The organism is Curtobacterium sp. MCJR17_020 (assembly GCF_003234365.2).
Lineage (GTDB): Bacteria > Actinomycetota > Actinomycetes > Actinomycetales > Microbacteriaceae > Curtobacterium.
On record NZ_CP126260.1, the window covers coordinates 949,336 to 964,910 of the forward strand.

A 15,575-nucleotide genomic window follows, 5' to 3' on the forward strand; every position below is an offset into this window, starting at 1 on the left:
TCCCGGTGTCAGCCCTTGGTGTGACCGGCGGAGCCGAGCACCTTCGCGGCCTCGCCCACGCGAGCCGCCATGGCGGACTCGGCGACCTTGCCCCAGGCGCGGGGGTCGTACTGCTTCTTGTTACCGACTTCGCCGTCGATCTTCAGGACGCCCTCGTAGTTCCGGAACATCGAGTCGGCGATCGAGCGCGTGAACGCGTACTGCGTGTCCGTGTCGATGTTCATCTTGATGACGCCGTTGCGGACGGCCTCGTGGATCTCGTCGTCGGTCGAGCCGGAGCCACCGTGGAAGACGAGGTCGAGCGGGTTCTCGCCCGTGCCGTGCTTGGCCGCGACCGAGGCCTGGATCTCGCCGAGGAGCTCGGGGCGGAGCTTGACGCCCCCCGGCTTGTAGACACCGTGCACGTTGCCGAAGGTGAGCGCGGCGATCCAGCGGCCCTTGTCGCCCAGGCCGAGTGCGTCGACCACCTTCTCGACGTCGTTCGGGGTCGTGTACAGGGCGTCGTTCGTGCCCTCGTGCTCGACGCCGTCCTCTTCGCCGCCGACGACGCCGATCTCGACCTCGAGGATCGCGTTGATGTTCCGCGTCTTCTCGATCATTGTCTTGGCGATCTCGATGTTCTCGTCGAGCGGCACGGCCGAGCCGTCCCACATGTGCGACTGGAAGATCGGGTTGCGGCCGGCGCGGACCTCTTCCTCGCTCGCTGCGATGAGCGGCAGGACGAAGCCGTCGAGGGCGTCCTTCGGGCAGTGGTCGGTGTGCAGCGCGACCGTGATGTCGTAGTTCTTCGCGACCTCGTGGGCGAACTTCGCCATCGCGAGGGCACCGGCGGCACGGTTCTTGATCGTCTGGCCGGCGAAGTAGTCGGCACCGCCCGTCGTGACCTGGAGGATGCCGTCCGAGCCGGACTCCTGCAGGCCCTGGAGGACCGCGTTGATGGTCTGCGACGAGGACACGTTGACCGCGGGGTACGCGAACTTGCCCGCCTTCGCGCGTTCGATCATCTCGGCGTACTGTTCCGGCGTTGCGATGGGCACGTGGATCTCCTTCGACTTCGGTGATGTCCCCGCCGATCGTAGTCAGCCGGACTGGAGTGTGACTCGACGGCGGTCGGTAAGCTCGGGTCGTGACTCCCTCTACGGAAACCGGCTCCCTGTTCCTCCAGCCCGACCGCAACCTGGCCCTCGAGCTCGTGCGTGCGACGGAGGCCGCCGCGATCCGTGCGCAGCCGTGGGTCGGGCGCGGTGAGAAGAACCTCGCCGACGGTGCCGCCGTCGACGCGATGCGCAAGTTCCTCGGCACCGTGAACTTCGACGGCGTCGTCGTCATCGGTGAGGGCGAGAAGGACAACGCCCCGATGCTCTACAACGGCGAGCACGTCGGCAACGGCCACGGCCCAGCCTGCGACATCGCGGTCGACCCGATCGACGGCACCTCGCTCACCGCAGCCGGCCGCCAGAACGCCATCTCCGTCATGGCCGTCTCGGACCGCGGTTCGATGTACGACCCCTCCGCCGTGTTCTACATGGACAAGATCGCCGCCGGGCCCGAGGGCCGCGGGGTCCTGGACCTCGAGAAGCCGATCGGTGAGAACATCCGTGCGCTTGCGAAGGCCAAGGGCAAGGACCTCGAGGACATGGTCGTGGCCGTGCTCGACCGTCCCCGCCACGACGAGCTGATCCGCGCGATCCGTGCGACCGGTGCCGGGACGCGTCTGCTGCTCGACGGTGACGTCGCCGGTGGCATCGCCGCGGCCCTGCCCGGCTCGACGATCGACATGTGCGTCGGTGTCGGTGGCACCCCCGAGGGCATCATCACGGCCTGCGCGATCAAGGCGCTCGGCGGCGTCATCCTCGGCAAGCTGCAGCCGAAGGACGACGAGGAGCGCGAGCGCGCCATCGCCGCCGGTCACGACCTGGACAAGGTCCTCGACCAGGACGACCTGGTCACGGGTGACAACACGTTCTTCGTCGCCACCGGCGTCACCGACGGCGTCCTGGTCGACGGTGTCCGTCGCTCGCGCGGTGTCATCCACACCGACTCGCTCGTGCTGCGGTCGCGCTCGAACACCATCCGTCGCATCCAGGCGGACCACCGTGCGGAGAAGTGGTTCTAGGCCGGACGCTCGTCTGCTGCTTCGGGGCGTCGCCGGTCTTCCGGTGGCGCCCCGTTGCACACGCCGTTGCGTAGGCTCGACGCATGACTGCGACAACAGCACGGATCGTCGGACTGGACACCGCAGGCATCCGCACCCTGCGTGCGCAAGCGGACGGCACGGACGACCGCCTGCCGCACGTCGTGCCGGTGGCGCCTGACCTCGGGGTGATCCTCGCCGATGACGACGGCTCGGTCCTCACCACGTCGGCGCTCGCCGAGATGGGGTGGACGGACGAGGACGTCCTGCGTGCGGCCGTTGCTGCTGCGCAGGAGCAGGCCGGCGGTGACGTCGCGGTGATCCAGCCCGGCACGATCGTCATCCAGGACCCTGACCTCGCCGTCGTGCTCGTGCTCGCACCGCAGACGTTCCAGGGCATCGAGTTCCGCGGCAGCGCAGTGGTCTTCCCGGTGGCGCCGACGACGTTCATCGTCACGGGAGACCAGGACGAGGACGGGCTCCGAGTCGCGGCCGGTGTCGCCCAGCAGATCCTGGCCGACGACGAGGGCGAGGTCCTGAGCGGACCGCCCGTGGTGCTGCGCGCTGACGGGTGGGTACGGTTCGAGCACCCGTCGCTCGACGGGGAACTGCGGACGATCCGAGCGCTGTGGACGTCGACGGCCGCGAACCTGCAGCAGGACGACCTGCAGGCGTCGTTCGATCGCCGGGGCGAGGAAGTGCACGTCGCTGCGGTGTCGGTTGCGCGGCTCGCCGAGGACTCCCCGGCCTTCTCGTACTCGTCGTGGACCCAGGACGTCGAGACGATCGTCGCCGCGGTCGACACCGTGGTGCTCGTCACACTCGACGGCCAGACGCAGCCCGTGCCCTTCGGTCGGCTCCGGGAGTTGGCGTCCGACCTGATCGACGAGCTCGACGTCCGCCCCGCCCGGTACCGGCTCCGAGGGTTCCCCGAGCTCGGTGCCATCCGCGCAGCCCTCTGACGCCGCGGCCGCGTCGGGGGCACGCGTCCACGTCGATGTCCCCTGATATGGTCACATTCGCGCGCCTGTGGAGAACAGGGCGAGAGATCGGACCTGGGGAGGAATGATGGGGCGGCCGTCGGGGTGGGATGTCGTCGATCAGGGTGATGACCCGGTCAAGGGTGATCCGTCGACGTTGCGGATGATGTCGCGGGAGTACCAGCGCATCTCCGACGCGGCCGATGACGCCTCGACCCGGCTGAAGTCCGTCAAGGGTTCCGGGTGGCTGACCGACTGGGAGGGTGAAGCGGCCGACGTGTTCGTCGACGCGATCGAGGACACCCCGTCGGACCTGACCAAGCTCGTCGACTCCTACGAACTCGCCGCGACCGCCCTGTCGGGGTGGGCGGACACCGTCGACGACACCCAGTACCGGGCTGATGGTGCGCTCGCGGACGCGAAGGACGCCTCCGGGGACCTCGCCGCGGCGCAGGACCGGCTCGCCGACGCGCAGTCGACCCTGTCGCACTACCAGTCGGCATCGTCCGACCTGTCGAAGGTCGCGGAGAAGTACCCGGCCGGCTCCGAGGTGCCGGACGGGGTGGACGTGCCGTCGCCGGCGCAGTTGCGGGCAGCGTCCGACAACGCCTCCGTCGCGCAGGGCTCCGTGTCCTCGGCACAGGGCGACATCGCGGCGGCGCAGTCCCGGATCGACGCGGCGAAGCGGCTCGTCGCCGACGCGAAGGGCGACTGGCAGGACGCGGAGCAGCGCACCGCCACCAAGATCGGTGAAGCGGCCGACGCGGGGCTGGGGAAGCAGTCCACGTGGGACAAGATCTTCGGGTCCGAGGCGTGGGAGACCATCGTCTCGGTCGCGAAGGTCGTCGTCGCGGTCGGCGGGATCATCGCGATGATCATCCCGGGGCCGTGGACGTTGATCATCGCGGCGATCGCGCTCGTGGTGTTGGCGGACACGTTGTACAAGATGAGCAAGGGCGAAGCCGACGGGTGGGACCTCGCGTTCTCCTTGCTCGACTGCGTCCCACTAGCAGGTGGCCTAGGGGTGACGGCTCGGGCGATGCGGATGGCGAGTAAGGGTGGACGGGCGACCTCACTGTTGCACGTCGGTAGTCGATTCGCACGTGGACGTGACGTGATCGCGAAACAGGTCAATGCCTTCAATGCGACGTCCAAGCTGGGAAAGCTGTTCACGCCACTGCAGCGAGTCGTTCGGCCGTTCGAACCTGGTGCTGTTCGGTTCTCGCAGAAGTCTGTCTCCTTCAACAAGATCGACCGCACCACCGGTGAGCCGTACAACTACGACGACATCACCAGCAGCATGCGCGACGGCGGTTGGCGCGGAGACCCGGTCGACGTGGTGGAGATGCCGGACGGCGCGAGCACCAGCATGGACAACACTCGGATCAGAGCCGCGCGGGAGACCGAAACGCCAGTGCAGGCGCGCGCACACGAACACCACGAACCGTTGACCGCAAGAGAGGTTGAACGCTTCACGAAGCGTGGTCACGCCGAGCCCAGAACGTGGGGCGAGGCCGCTGAGGTTCGGATAAAGTCGCAAGGCACGAATTGGTCGAAAGCGAATCCAGCTGGGTCTCACGACCTCCCGAAGCTCACCGGAGCACCACAGTGAGGGAACGTCGACTAACAACCGTCGAGGAACGGCAAGTCGAGGCGCGCTTGATCGCGCCCGAGGGATTCCAGTACCCCGAGCGCTTCCAACGTGCCCTTGCACAAGACCCGCTTCCCGACATCGATCCCTTCATGTGGACGTCTGAGTACGAGAGCCAGACAAAGAACTGGGCTGACATCGTTGGGGAGCAGTATCCGACCCGTTCCCTCGTGCCCTTCGCGAAGCACCAGGACACGGACGACGTGTTCTGTTTCGACGGTGGCGACCGTTCGGGCAACCCTCCTGTCCTGATCATCCACACGTTCGCTTCCCCCGGGACGGAGTACCGGGGTCAGTGGACGTCGTTCGACGTCTGGTGGGAGGAAATGGAGGAGCACCGAGCAGTGTGGCTCGCGGAGCAGGAAGAGGACTGAGGCATGCCCCGAAAGGACACGTCGATCAGCAAGGCGATGTCGCACGCGTTGCGGCACGAACCGGGTGCGTACGGGCTGGAGCTCGGCGCCGACGGGAGCGTCCCGCTCGCAGATCTCGCCGGAGCCTTGGCGCGGTCGGGCGTGGACGCAACGGTGGAGGACTTGCGCCGCATCGTCGCCGAGTCTGACAAGCAGCGCTTCGCGGTGGAGGGTGACCTGATCCGCGCACAGTACGGCCACTCGACCGACGAGCGCATCGTGAAGCCAACGATCGTGCCGCGACCGGTGCTCTGGCACGCGACTTCTCCCGCGGCGGCTGAGTCGATCCTGCGCGATGGTCTCTTGCCCATGGGGCGCCAGTACGCGCATCTGACGACTGATCGAGAGCTGGCGATGCAAGCGGGTCGACGCAAGTCTCCCGCTCCCGTCCTGCTGCGGGTCGATGCGGGTCGCGCGCACCGGGAAGGCATCGAGTTCTCGGAAGGCCACGACCGCGTCACGCTGGCGTTGGTCATCCCGCCGCGCTACATCACCGCAGCTGCCGAGGCCTGATCCACGGGGTGACGGTCAGTCCTCGTCGACCGCCCCCACCAGCTCCGGCGCCGTGAGCAACCGCGGCTCGTCCTCGATCGACGCCGGGTCCGCGATCACCTTCGACTCGTCGAGCAGCGACAACCGACGGGCGCTCGGCAGCACCTGCCGTTCGAGCGAGCCCACGAACCGGTTGTAGTCGACGACGGAGCCCCGGATCGAACGACCGAGCTTGTCGACGTGCCCCGCCATAGTGGACAGCCGGCCGTAGAGCTCGCGCGAGACGCGAAAGAGCTCGTGCGCCTCTTGGGAGACGACGTCCTGCTGCCACGAGAACGCGACCGTCTTCAACACGGACCACAGGGTCACGGGAGAAGCGAGTGCGATGCGCTTGCGGAAGGCGTGGTCGAGCAGGCCGGGGTCGGCGGCGAGGGCGCTCGAGATGAGCGACTCGGACGGGATGAAGGCGACGGTGAGCTCGGGGGAGGCGTCGTAGCCGGTCCAGTACTCGCGCGCGGCCAGGGCGTCGACGTGCGCGCGGAGCGCCTTGACGTGCTGCCCGATGAGCGCGTCGCGGCGGGCCCCCTCGGCTCCGGTGGCGGTCGCCGGGATCTCGGCGGCCTGCAGGTAGGCGCTGAACGGCACCTTGGCGTCGACGGCGATGGTCTTGCCGCCGGGCAGGTGCACGACCATGTCGGGTCGGGCTGTGCCGGCCGAGGTGATGACCGACGACTGCACGTCGAAGTCGACCCGCTCGAGCAACCCGGCGGCCTCGACCACGTTGCGCAGCTGCGTCTCGCCCCACACCCCGCGGGTGCTGTTCGACGACAGGGCGCTGGCCAGGGTGTCGGCCGTGGCACGCAGACGTTCCTCGGACTCGGCGGCCGACCGCAGCTGCGCGGACAGGGCGCCGTACTGCTCGCTGCGGGACTGCTCGAGCTCGGCGATCTTCGTGCGCATCACGTCGAGGGTCTGCGCGACGGGGCTGAGCGCGGACAGCACCTTCGACTCGTTCTGGTTCCGGGCGGAGTCGGCGCCGTGCATGCGCTGCACGAGGTGCTCGAGCTCGGCGGCGCGGCGTTCGAGGGAGTCGACCTGGCGGCGGTACTGGGCGTCCTGTGCGTCGAGGCGCTCCTCGGCGTCGCGGCGGACCTCGTCGAGCCGCGTGCGGAGCGCCTCGGCGCTCGCGCGCGCCGCTGCGGCGTCGACGCCGGCGCGCGACCGTGCGAGCGACCAGGCGACCACCGCACCGACGGCGATGCCGATCACGAGACCGATGACCAGGGCGAGGATCTGCATGTCGTGACCTTGGCAGGACCCACCGACACCGCGCCTCCCGGCACACCGACGCGCCCGCAGAACCGGCGTGACCGGCAACACGGGACCAGCGCAGCAGGCCTCGAATCCCATGTCATGACATTAGGGCAAACAGGGTGTACAGTCGTGAACGTCCGCCGATGAAGCCGCACGGAAGGTCCACCACGTCGCATGACGAACCCCGCTCCCCACGCCTACGACGTGATCACGATGGGACGCGTCAGCGTCGACATCTACCCGCAGCAGACCGGCCCGCTCGAAGACGTCACGACGTTCTCGAAGTCCGTCGGCGGCAGCGCGACCAACGTCGCCATCGCCGCCGCTCGCCACGGCGCGGACGCCGCGATCATCACCCGCACCGGCAACGACCCGTTCGGCCGGTACATCGCCCGCACCCTGCCGGAGTTCGGCGTCGCGAACGCCTTCGTCGAGACGGTCGAGGGGCTGAACACCCCCGTCGCGTTCTGCGAGATCTTCCCGCCGGACGACTTCCCGCTGTACTTCTACCGGGCCCCGAAGGCGCCGGACCTGATGATCACGGCGAAGTCCCTGCCGCTGCACGAGATCGAGCGGGCGAAGATCTTCTGGACCACGGTGACCGGCCTGAGCGAAGAGCCGAGCCGCAGCGCACACCACACCGCGTTCCAGGCGCGGAGCGCCGCCGACGCCCCGACAGCACTGCACACCGTCTTGGACCTGGACTACCGCTCGATGTTCTGGTCGAGCCCCGAGGCCGCGACGCGCGAGGTCGCCGTCGCCCTCGAACACGCCACGGTCGCCGTCGGCAACCGCGAGGAGTGCGAGGTTGCCGTCGGTGAGACCGACCCGGTCCGCGCTGCCGACGCCCTGCTCGAGCGCGGGGTCGAGGTCGCCATCGTCAAGCAGGGCCCCAAGGGCGTGCTGGCGAAGACCCGCGACGAGTTCGTCGAGTTCCGCCCGCACCACATCGACGTCGTCAACGGGCTCGGCTCCGGTGACGGCTTCGGCGGCGCGCTGACCCACGGCCTGCTGCAGGGCTGGGGCCTCGAGCGGATCCTCGCCTTCTGCAACGCCGCCGGCGCCATCGTCGCGACCCGGTTCGAGTGCTCGACGGCGATGCCCACGAGCGACGAGATCGAGCAGTTCCTGACCGACAACCCCGCCGAGGGAACGACGCACACGAGCACGGGTGCGACCAACACCGAGGAGAAGACCCATGCCTGAGATCAGCCCCGCTGACTTCCAGCGCCTCCGGGACATCCGCGCCGGACAGCCCGAACTGGTGCGGTCCGTGCTCGACGCTCGGCACAAGCGCTCCCTGCTCGCCGACGACGGCAAGCTCTTCATCGTCGCCGCCGACCACCCGGCACGCGGTGCCCTGGCGGTCCGGAACGACGAGTCCGCCATGGCCGACCGCTACGACCTGCTCGAGCGGCTCGTCACGGCGCTCGGTCGCCCCGGCGTCGACGGGGTGCTCGGGACGCCCGACATCCTCGAGGACCTGGCACTGCTCGGCGCCCTCGACGGCAAGGTCGTCGTCGGGTCGATGAACCGCGGCGGGCTGCGCGGCGCGACGTTCGAGATGGACGACCGCTACACCGCCTACTCGGCGCAGGCGATCAAGGACTCCGGGCTCGACTTCGCCAAGCTCCTGGTGCGCATCGCGCTCGAGGACGCGGGCACGGCCCCGACGCTCGAGGCCACGGCCCGCGCCGTCAGCGAGGCCGCCGCACTCCAGCTGCCGATCATGCTCGAGCCGTTCATGTCCGCGTGGCAGGACGGCCGGGTCGTGAACGACCTGACCGCCGACGCCGTCATCACCTCGATGGCGATCGCCGCGGGCTTGGGGGAGTCCAGCGCCTACAGCTGGTTGAAGATCCCGGTCGTCGACGACATGGAGCGGGTGATGGCGGCGACGACGCTGCCGACGCTCCTGCTCGGTGGCGACCCGTCGAGCAAGCCGCTCGAGACGTACGCCAAGTGGGCCGACGCCCTCGCACTCCCCGGCGTGCGCGGTCTGGTCGTCGGCCGGACCCTGCTCTACCCGCCGGACGGCGACGTCGCCACCGCGGTCGACGTGGCCGCCGGCCTCGTCCACACCGGGAGCGCCGGCACCGCGAACGCCGGCACCACGCACGAAGAAGCCACCACACTCGAAGGAAGCAACGCATGACCACCACGGAGACCGCCACCACCACCGTCGGCCACTGGATCGGCGGCAAGCACGTCGAGTCCGCGTCGGGCAACAGCGCCCCCGTGTACGACCCGGCCCTGGGCGTCGCGACGAAGCAGGTCGCCCTGGCGAACGAGGACGAGATCCAGGCCGCCATCGCGAGTGCCAAGGCGGCGTTCCCGGCGTGGAGCAACCTGTCGCTCACCAAGCGCCAGCAGATCCTCTTCTCGTTCCGCGAGATCCTGAACCGCGACAAGGGCGAGCTCGCCGAGATCATCACGAGCGAGCACGGCAAGGTCATCGACGACGCCCTGGGTGAGATCGCCCGTGGGCAGGAGGTCGTGGAGCTCGCGACGAACATCCCGAGCCTGCTCAAGGGCGAGTTCTCCGACCAGGTCTCGACCGGCATCGACGTGTACTCGATCCGGCAGCCGCTCGGCGTCGTGGGCATCATCAGCCCCTTCAACTTCCCGGCGATGGTGCCGCTGTGGTTCCTGCCGATCGCGATCGCCGCGGGCAACACCGTCGTGCTGAAGCCGTCCGAGAAGGACCCGAGCGCCGCCATCTGGCTCGCCGAGAAGTTCTCCGAGGCCGGTCTGCCCGACGGTGTCTTCAACGTCCTCAACGGCGACAAGCTCTCGGTCGACGGCCTGCTCACGAGCCCCGACGTCGAGTCGATCTCGTTCGTCGGGTCCACGCCGATCGCGCAGTACGTCTACGAGACCGGCACGAAGCACGGCAAGCGCGTGCAGGCCCTGGGCGGCGCGAAGAACCACATGCTGGTGCTGCCGGACGCCGACCTCGACCTGGTCGCGGACAACGCCATCAACGCGGGCTTCGGCTCCGCCGGTGAGCGCTGCATGGCGATCTCGGTCGTCGTCGCCGTCGAGCCCGTGGCGGACGAGCTCATCCAGAAGATCAAGGACCGCGCGGCCACCCTGCGCATCGGCGACGGTCGTCGCGGATGCGACATGGGCCCGCTCGTCACGAAGCAGCACCGCGACAAGGTCGCCTCGTACATCGAGGTCGCAGAGCAGGACGGTGCGGTGGTTGTGGTGGACGGCCGCACCGTCCGACCCGACGGCGACGAGAACGGCTTCTGGCTGGGCCCGACGCTGATCGACCAGGTCCCCACCACGAGCCGCGTCTACACCGAGGAGATCTTCGGCCCGGTGCTGAGCGTCGTCCGCGTCGCCACGTACGACGAGGGCCTCGAGCTCATCAACTCGGGTGCGTACGGCAACGGGACCGCCATCTTCACCAACGACGGTGGGGCGGCGCGTCGTTTCCAGCGCGACGTGCAGGTCGGCATGATCGGCATCAACGTCCCGATCCCCGTGCCGGTCGCGTACTTCTCGTTCGGCGGCTGGAAGAACTCGCTGTTCGGTGACCACAAGGCGTACGGCGCCGACGGCGTGAGCTTCTTCACCCGCCAGAAGGCGATCACGAGCCGCTGGCTCGACCCGTCGCACGGCGGCATCAACCTCGGCTTCCCGTCGAACAACTGAGCCGCAGCATGGCGAACGAACAGCACGAGCACGACCAGTGGTTCATCCCGAAGGGGAGCCGGCCGGAGGCCGGCTGGACCGACGTCGTCGACGGTCGCATCGCAGGATGGGCGCACACCGGGCTCCGGACCGGCACCCTGACGGACGGTGACCCGACCGGTACGCGCGAGTTGCGCCTCCCGGCCGACGCCGTGGAACGCATCGTCGTGCCGCTCGCCGGGTCGTTCCACGTGACCCACGCGGGCGCCGCCGGTGACGGCGAGCAGGCCCTGCAGGGGCGCGCGAGCGTCTTCGAGGGCCCCACCGACGTCCTGTACCTGGGGTCCGGCACCGCGGCGACGATCACCGGCGCAGGCCGGTTCGCGGTCGCCGAGGCGCCCACCGACACCGTCAAGCCGACCACGTACGTGGCCCGGCAGGACGTGCCGGTGGAGCTCCGCGGTGCCGGGCAGTCCAGCCGCCAGGTGCACAACTTCGGCACCCCGGCCGCACTCGATGCCGACAAGTTCATCGTGTGCGAGGTGATCACGCCGGCCGGCAACTGGTCGTCGTACCCGCCGCACAAGCACGACACGAACGTGCCGGGCCAGGAGTCGAACCTCGAGGAGATCTACTACTACGAGTCCGCGGTGGCCCGCGGCGTCTCGGCTCCGACCACCGCCGACCCGTTCGCGCTGCACCGCACGTACGCATCGGACGACCGTCCGATCGACGAGTTCCGCGAAGTGCGCACCGGCGACGTCGCGCTGGTGCCGCACGGCTGGCACGGCCCCGCCGTCGCTGCTCCGGGCTACGACATGTACTACCTGAACGTGATGGCCGGGCCCGACCCGGAGCGCGTCTGGAACATCACCGACGACCCGGCGCACGGCTGGGTCCGCCAGGTGTGGGAGAGCGAGCAGCTCGACCCGCGCCTGCCCTACGAAAGGAAGCAGGCGTGACCACCACCACGCGCCGGATGACCGTCGGCCAGGCACTCGTCGAGTTCCTGGCGAACCAGTGGACCGTCGACGGCGACGTCCGCGAATGCACCATCCCGGGGATCTTCGGCATCTTCGGGCACGGCAACGTCGCCGGCGTCGGACAGGCCATCAAGCAGCTCCACGTCGAACAGCCCGGCCTGCTGCCGTACCACCAGGCCCGCAACGAGCAGGCGATGGTGCACGAGGCCGTCGGCTTCGCCCGCATGCACCGCCGCCGTGCGACCTTCGCCGCGACGGCGTCGGTCGGCCCGGGCGCCGCGAACATGCTCACCGCCGCGGCGCTCGCGACGACGAACCGGCTGCCCGCGCTGCTCCTGCCGTCGGACACGTTCGCGACGCGGACCACCGACCCGGTGCTCCAGCAGATCGAGCTGCCGCACGACACCTCGATCCAGGTGACGGACGCGTTCCGTCCGCTGTCGCGCTACTTCGACCGCGTCGAGCGCCCCGAGCAGCTGTTCTCGATCGCCCTCGCCGCGATGCGCGTGCTCACCGACCCGGCCGAGACCGGTGCCGTGACGATCGCTCTGCCCGAGGACGTGCAGGCCGAGGAGTTCGACGTCCCCGTCGCGTTCCTGCAGCCGCGCGAGTGGCACATCCGTCGGCCGCTGCCCGAGCACGGGCCGCTGGCGCGTGCGGTCGCCGCCATCCGGGGCGCGCAGCGTCCGGTGATCGTCGCGGGCGGTGGCGTGCTGTACTCCGGCGCGGAGCGCGAGCTCGCGGCCTTCGTCGAGGCCACCGGCATCCCGGTCGGCACCTCGCAGGCCGGCGGTGGCTCGCTCGTCTGGGACCACCCGCAGTACCTCGGTGGCATCGGCGCGACCGGCACGGCCGCCGCGAACGCGGTCGCCGCGCAGGCGGACGTCGTGATCGGGATCGGCACGCGCTACAGCGACTTCACGACCGCGTCGCGGACCGCGTTCCAGAACCCGGACGTCACGTTCGTGAACGTCAACGTGGCCGCGTTCGACGCGTACAAGCACGGTTCGCAGCTGCCGCTGATCGCGGATGCCCGGGAGGCCCTGGTCGCGTTGACCGCGGCGCTCGCGTCGTCCGGGTCGTCACCCGCAGAGCCCGCGTTCGTCGTCGACGCCGCCTACGCTGCGGAGATCGCGTCGCTGAAGGCGGCGTGGGACGCAGCCGTCGACGGCGCGTTCGCGCCGTCCGGCGCCGACCTGCCCGGTCAGCCGGAGATCATCGGCGCCGTGCAGGCGGTGTCCGACCCGCGCGACGTCGTCATCCAGGCGGCCGGCTCGCTGCCCGGCGACCTGCACAAACTCTGGCGCGTGCAGGACGCCCTCGGCTACCACGTCGAGTACGCGTTCTCGTGCATGGGCTACGAGATCGCCGGCGGCATCGGCGTCCGTCGTGGCGCCCCGGACCGCGACGCGATCGTCATGGTCGGCGACGGCAGCTACCTCATGCTGCACACCGAGCTCGTCACCGCCGTGGCCGAGGGCATCAAGATCATCGTCGTGCTCATCCAGAACCACGGGTACGCGTCGATCGGGCACCTGTCCGAGACCGTCGGGTCCGAGCGCTACGGCACGAAGTACCGCTACCTGGACGAGACGCAGTCGTTCGACAACGGCGACCCGCTGCCCGTCGACCTCGCGGCGAACGCGCGGTCGTACGGCGTCGACGTGATCGAGGTCCAGCCCGGCCCGGACAGCATCGAGGACCTCAAGGCCGCGCTGCGTCAGGCGAAGGCGAACGACCACACCACCCTCGTGCACATCAACTCGGACCCGCTGGTCTACGCCCCCGAGGGCGACGGCTGGTGGGACGTGCCGGTCGCGCAGACCTCGACGCTGTCGAGCACGCAGACCGCCCGCGCCGAGTACGAGCAGCAGGTCGCCGCCCAGCGCCCGCTGCTCGGCTGAGCACCACCGTCCACCACACGCACCACACCCAGAGAGCAGACGACGACGTCATGACCGACACCGCCACCGCAACCGACGCCATCCGGATCGGCACCGCCCCCGACTCGTGGGGCGTCTGGTTCCCCGACGACCCCAACCAGGTGCCGTGGAAGCGCTTCCTCGACGAAGCGGCCGCCGCCGGGTACGAGTGGATCGAGCTCGGACCGTACGGCTACCTGCCGACCGACCCGTCGCAGCTGTCGGACGAGCTCGAGTCGCGCGGGCTGAAGCTCTCCGCCGGCACGGTGTTCACCGGCTTCCACAAGGGCGAGGACCAGTTCCAGCGTGCCTGGGACCAGGCCGTGGCGGTCGCGGGTCTGGCGGCGAAGCTCGGCGCCCAGCACCTCGTGACGATCCCGGACCTGTGGCGCTCGGACGCCACGGAAGAGGTCCTCGAGTCGCGCACCCTGACCGACGAGCAGTGGGACCGCCTCGGCAAGGGCCACGACCAGCTCGGCAAGGCGCTGCTCGAGGAGTACGGCGTCCACCAGCAGTTCCACACGCACGCGGACAGCCACGTCGGCACCTACAAGGAGACCGTGCGGTTCCTGTCGGAGACGGATCCGGCGTACACGAACCTCTGCCTCGACACCGGCCACTTCGCGTACTACGGCGGCGACAACCTCAAGCTCATCGCCGCGCACCCGGAGCGCATCGGCTACCTGCACCTCAAGCAGGTCGACACCGACCTGCTGTTCGACGTGCTGAAGAACGACGTGCCGTTCGCCACCGCCGTGTCGCAGGGGATCATGACCGAGCCGCCGCACGGTACCCCCGAGCTCGGCCCGATCATCGAGGCCGTCGCGATGATCAACCCGGACGTCTTCGGCATCGTCGAGCAGGACATGTACGGCTGCTCGGTCGACGCCCCCGGCCCGATCGCCGAGCGCACCTTCCAGCACATCTTCGGTTCCACGTCCGCCGCCCGCGTGTCCTGACCGGCCCCAACAGCCGTCCACGCAGCGTCATCTACCCCAGGAGCACCGCCATGAGCACCACTGACAACCTCCGCGTCGCCGTCGTCGGCGCGGGCGCCATGGGCAGCGACCACATCCGTCGCATCACCTCGACCATCGCCGGCGCGGACGTCGTCGCGATCGTCGACCCCGACACCGGCCGCGCGACCGCCGCCGCGGCGAAGGCGCCCGGCGCGATCACCGCGGCATCGTTCGAGGAGGCGCTCGACGCCACCCCGATCGACGCCGTCATCGTCGCGACGCCCGGCTTCCTGCACGAGCCGGTCCTGGTGCCGGCGATCGAGCGCGGTCTCGCCGTCCTGTGCGAGAAGCCGCTCACGACCTCGGCCGAGGACTCGTTGCGGATCGTCGAGCTCGAGCAGGCGACGTCCGTCCGTCCGAAGATCCAGGTCGGCTTCATGCGCCGCTTCGACAAGGGCTACCAGGAGCTGCGCGCGCTGCGGGAGTCCGGGGCCAACGGTGCCCTGCTCGCGCTGCACCACGCGCACCGCAACCCGACCACGCCGCCGAACTTCAGCGAGTCGATGCTCATCCACGACTCGGTGATCCACGAGATCGACATCATCCCGTTCATCACGGGCGAGGCGATCACGAGCGTCGAGGTCAAGAAGCCCCGCAAGAACTCGCTGGCGCCGGCCGACCTGCCCGAGCCGCAGTTCGTGCTGTTCACCACCGAGTCCGGCACCATGGCGATCGTCGAGATCAACGTGAACGCCCAGTTCGGCTACCAGGTCACGACCGACGCGGTGTTCGAGTCCGGGGTCGCGTACATCGGCCGCGAGACCTCGCTCACCCTCGTGTCGCAGGGCGTCTCCGGCCAGGGCGTCACCCCGTCGTTCGTCGAGCGCTTCGGTGCCGCGTACGACGAGGAGGTGCAGCGCTGGGTCGACGCCGCGCGCGCCGGTGGCATCGACGGCCCGAGCGCCTGGGACGGGTACACCGCCTCGGTCGTCGCCGAGGTCGCCGTGCGCGCGCAGCAGTCCGGTGCGCTCGAGCAGGTTGCCTACGCCACCGCGAAGCCCGCGTTCTACGAGACGGCCTGATCG

At 69.6% G+C, this 15,575-nt stretch carries 14 protein-coding genes; 12 read left to right on the forward strand and 2 right to left on the reverse strand.

From position 1 onward, the window contains the following. Positions 1-8: 8 nt before the first annotated feature. Positions 9-1,037 (reverse strand): class II fructose-bisphosphate aldolase, encoded by a 1,029-nt coding sequence (fbaA, locus tag DEJ14_RS04575; protein WP_111084800.1) that lies wholly within the window; start codon positions 1,035-1,037, stop codon positions 9-11. An 89-nt stretch (positions 1,038-1,126) separates the two neighbouring features. Between fbaA and glpX the strand changes: the two genes are divergently transcribed. The 5 genes from glpX to DEJ14_RS04600 all read left to right on the forward strand — a co-directional run bounded on the left by glpX (position 1,127) and on the right by DEJ14_RS04600 (position 5,691). Then, positions 1,127-2,116 (forward strand): class II fructose-bisphosphatase, encoded by a 990-nt coding sequence (glpX, locus tag DEJ14_RS04580; protein ID WP_111084799.1) that lies wholly within the window; start codon positions 1,127-1,129, stop codon positions 2,114-2,116. Between the two features lie 83 nt (positions 2,117-2,199). Continuing rightward, positions 2,200-3,096, forward strand: coding sequence for a hypothetical protein (locus tag DEJ14_RS04585; protein ID WP_111084798.1), 897 nt, complete (start codon positions 2,200-2,202; stop codon positions 3,094-3,096). Between the two features lie 106 nt (positions 3,097-3,202). Continuing rightward, on the forward strand, positions 3,203-4,726 hold the full coding sequence (locus DEJ14_RS04590; protein ID WP_284180332.1) for a putative T7SS-secreted protein: 1,524 nt from the start codon (positions 3,203-3,205) through the stop codon (positions 4,724-4,726). Between the two features lie 47 nt (positions 4,727-4,773). Beyond that, positions 4,774-5,139 carry an SMI1/KNR4 family protein gene (locus tag DEJ14_RS04595; RefSeq protein ID WP_146249715.1) on the forward strand — a complete coding sequence of 122 codons (366 nt, stop codon included), beginning with the start codon at positions 4,774-4,776 and terminating at the stop codon, positions 5,137-5,139. A 3-nt stretch (positions 5,140-5,142) separates the two neighbouring features. Then, the gene (locus tag DEJ14_RS04600) at positions 5,143-5,691 is read left to right on the forward strand and encodes an RNA 2'-phosphotransferase (protein ID WP_111084930.1); all 549 of its coding nucleotides are present in this window, start codon (positions 5,143-5,145) and stop codon (positions 5,689-5,691) included. 15 nt (positions 5,692-5,706) lie between these two features. Here DEJ14_RS04600 and DEJ14_RS04605 read toward each other — a convergent pair whose 3' ends face one another. Then, positions 5,707-6,969 carry a DNA recombination protein RmuC gene (locus DEJ14_RS04605; protein WP_111084931.1) on the reverse strand — a complete coding sequence of 421 codons (1,263 nt, stop codon included), beginning with the start codon at positions 6,967-6,969 and terminating at the stop codon, positions 5,707-5,709. Positions 6,970-7,158: 189 nt separating this feature from the next. On the opposite strand from DEJ14_RS04605, the gene iolC reads away from it, so the two are divergent. Genes iolC through DEJ14_RS04640 form a run of 7 tightly spaced genes read left to right on the forward strand, consistent with a single transcriptional unit; the run spans position 7,159 to position 15,572 of the window. Then, entirely contained in the window at positions 7,159-8,190 is a 1,032-nt protein-coding gene (gene iolC / locus DEJ14_RS04610) for a 5-dehydro-2-deoxygluconokinase (protein WP_111084932.1), read from the forward strand. Beyond that, positions 8,183-9,139 carry a class I fructose-bisphosphate aldolase gene (locus DEJ14_RS04615; protein ID WP_220036410.1) on the forward strand — a complete coding sequence of 319 codons (957 nt, stop codon included), beginning with the start codon at positions 8,183-8,185 and terminating at the stop codon, positions 9,137-9,139. Before iolC ends, DEJ14_RS04615 begins: the two co-directional genes overlap by 8 nt. Then, positions 9,136-10,647, forward strand: a complete 1,512-nt coding sequence (locus DEJ14_RS04620) for a CoA-acylating methylmalonate-semialdehyde dehydrogenase (RefSeq protein ID WP_181437477.1) — start codon at positions 9,136-9,138, stop codon at positions 10,645-10,647. The genes DEJ14_RS04615 and DEJ14_RS04620 overlap by 4 nt, the downstream gene beginning before the upstream one ends. Positions 10,648-10,655: 8 nt before the next feature. Further along, positions 10,656-11,588 carry a 5-deoxy-glucuronate isomerase gene (iolB, locus tag DEJ14_RS04625; RefSeq protein ID WP_111084933.1) on the forward strand — a complete coding sequence of 311 codons (933 nt, stop codon included), beginning with the start codon at positions 10,656-10,658 and terminating at the stop codon, positions 11,586-11,588. 17 nt (positions 11,589-11,605) lie between these two features. Continuing rightward, a complete protein-coding gene (gene iolD, locus DEJ14_RS04630; RefSeq protein WP_181437484.1) occupies positions 11,606-13,513 on the forward strand; it encodes a 3D-(3,5/4)-trihydroxycyclohexane-1,2-dione acylhydrolase (decyclizing) in 1,908 nt (635 codons plus the stop codon). Between the two features lie 50 nt (positions 13,514-13,563). Then, entirely contained in the window at positions 13,564-14,490 is a 927-nt protein-coding gene (locus DEJ14_RS04635) for a sugar phosphate isomerase/epimerase family protein (RefSeq protein ID WP_111084935.1), read from the forward strand. A 50-nt stretch (positions 14,491-14,540) separates the two neighbouring features. Next, entirely contained in the window at positions 14,541-15,572 is a 1,032-nt protein-coding gene (locus tag DEJ14_RS04640; RefSeq protein WP_111084936.1) for a Gfo/Idh/MocA family protein, read from the forward strand. Positions 15,573-15,575 lie beyond the last annotated feature (3 nt).

Excerpts from the sequence above, each read along its gene's own strand:
- DEJ14_RS04615 (WP_220036410.1), top strand. The coding sequence starts at position 8,183 with ATGCCTGAGATCAGCCCCGCTGACTTCCAGCGCCTCCGGGACATCCGC.
- DEJ14_RS04620 (WP_181437477.1), top strand. The coding sequence starts at position 9,136 with ATGACCACCACGGAGACCGCCACCACCACCGTCGGCCACTGGATCGGC.
- DEJ14_RS04635 (WP_111084935.1), top strand. The coding sequence starts at position 13,564 with ATGACCGACACCGCCACCGCAACCGACGCCATCCGGATCGGCACCGCC.
- DEJ14_RS04600 (WP_111084930.1), top strand. The coding sequence starts at position 5,143 with ATGCCCCGAAAGGACACGTCGATCAGCAAGGCGATGTCGCACGCGTTG.
- iolD (WP_181437484.1), top strand. The coding sequence starts at position 11,606 with ATGACCGTCGGCCAGGCACTCGTCGAGTTCCTGGCGAACCAGTGGACC.
- DEJ14_RS04640 (WP_111084936.1), top strand. The coding sequence starts at position 14,541 with ATGAGCACCACTGACAACCTCCGCGTCGCCGTCGTCGGCGCGGGCGCC.
- DEJ14_RS04585 (WP_111084798.1), top strand. The coding sequence starts at position 2,200 with ATGACTGCGACAACAGCACGGATCGTCGGACTGGACACCGCAGGCATC.
- iolC (WP_111084932.1), top strand. The coding sequence starts at position 7,159 with ATGACGAACCCCGCTCCCCACGCCTACGACGTGATCACGATGGGACGC.
- DEJ14_RS04605 (WP_111084931.1), bottom strand. The coding sequence starts at position 6,969 with ATGCAGATCCTCGCCCTGGTCATCGGTCTCGTGATCGGCATCGCCGTC.
- iolB (WP_111084933.1), top strand. The coding sequence starts at position 10,656 with ATGGCGAACGAACAGCACGAGCACGACCAGTGGTTCATCCCGAAGGGG.
- DEJ14_RS04590 (WP_284180332.1), top strand. The coding sequence starts at position 3,203 with ATGGGGCGGCCGTCGGGGTGGGATGTCGTCGATCAGGGTGATGACCCG.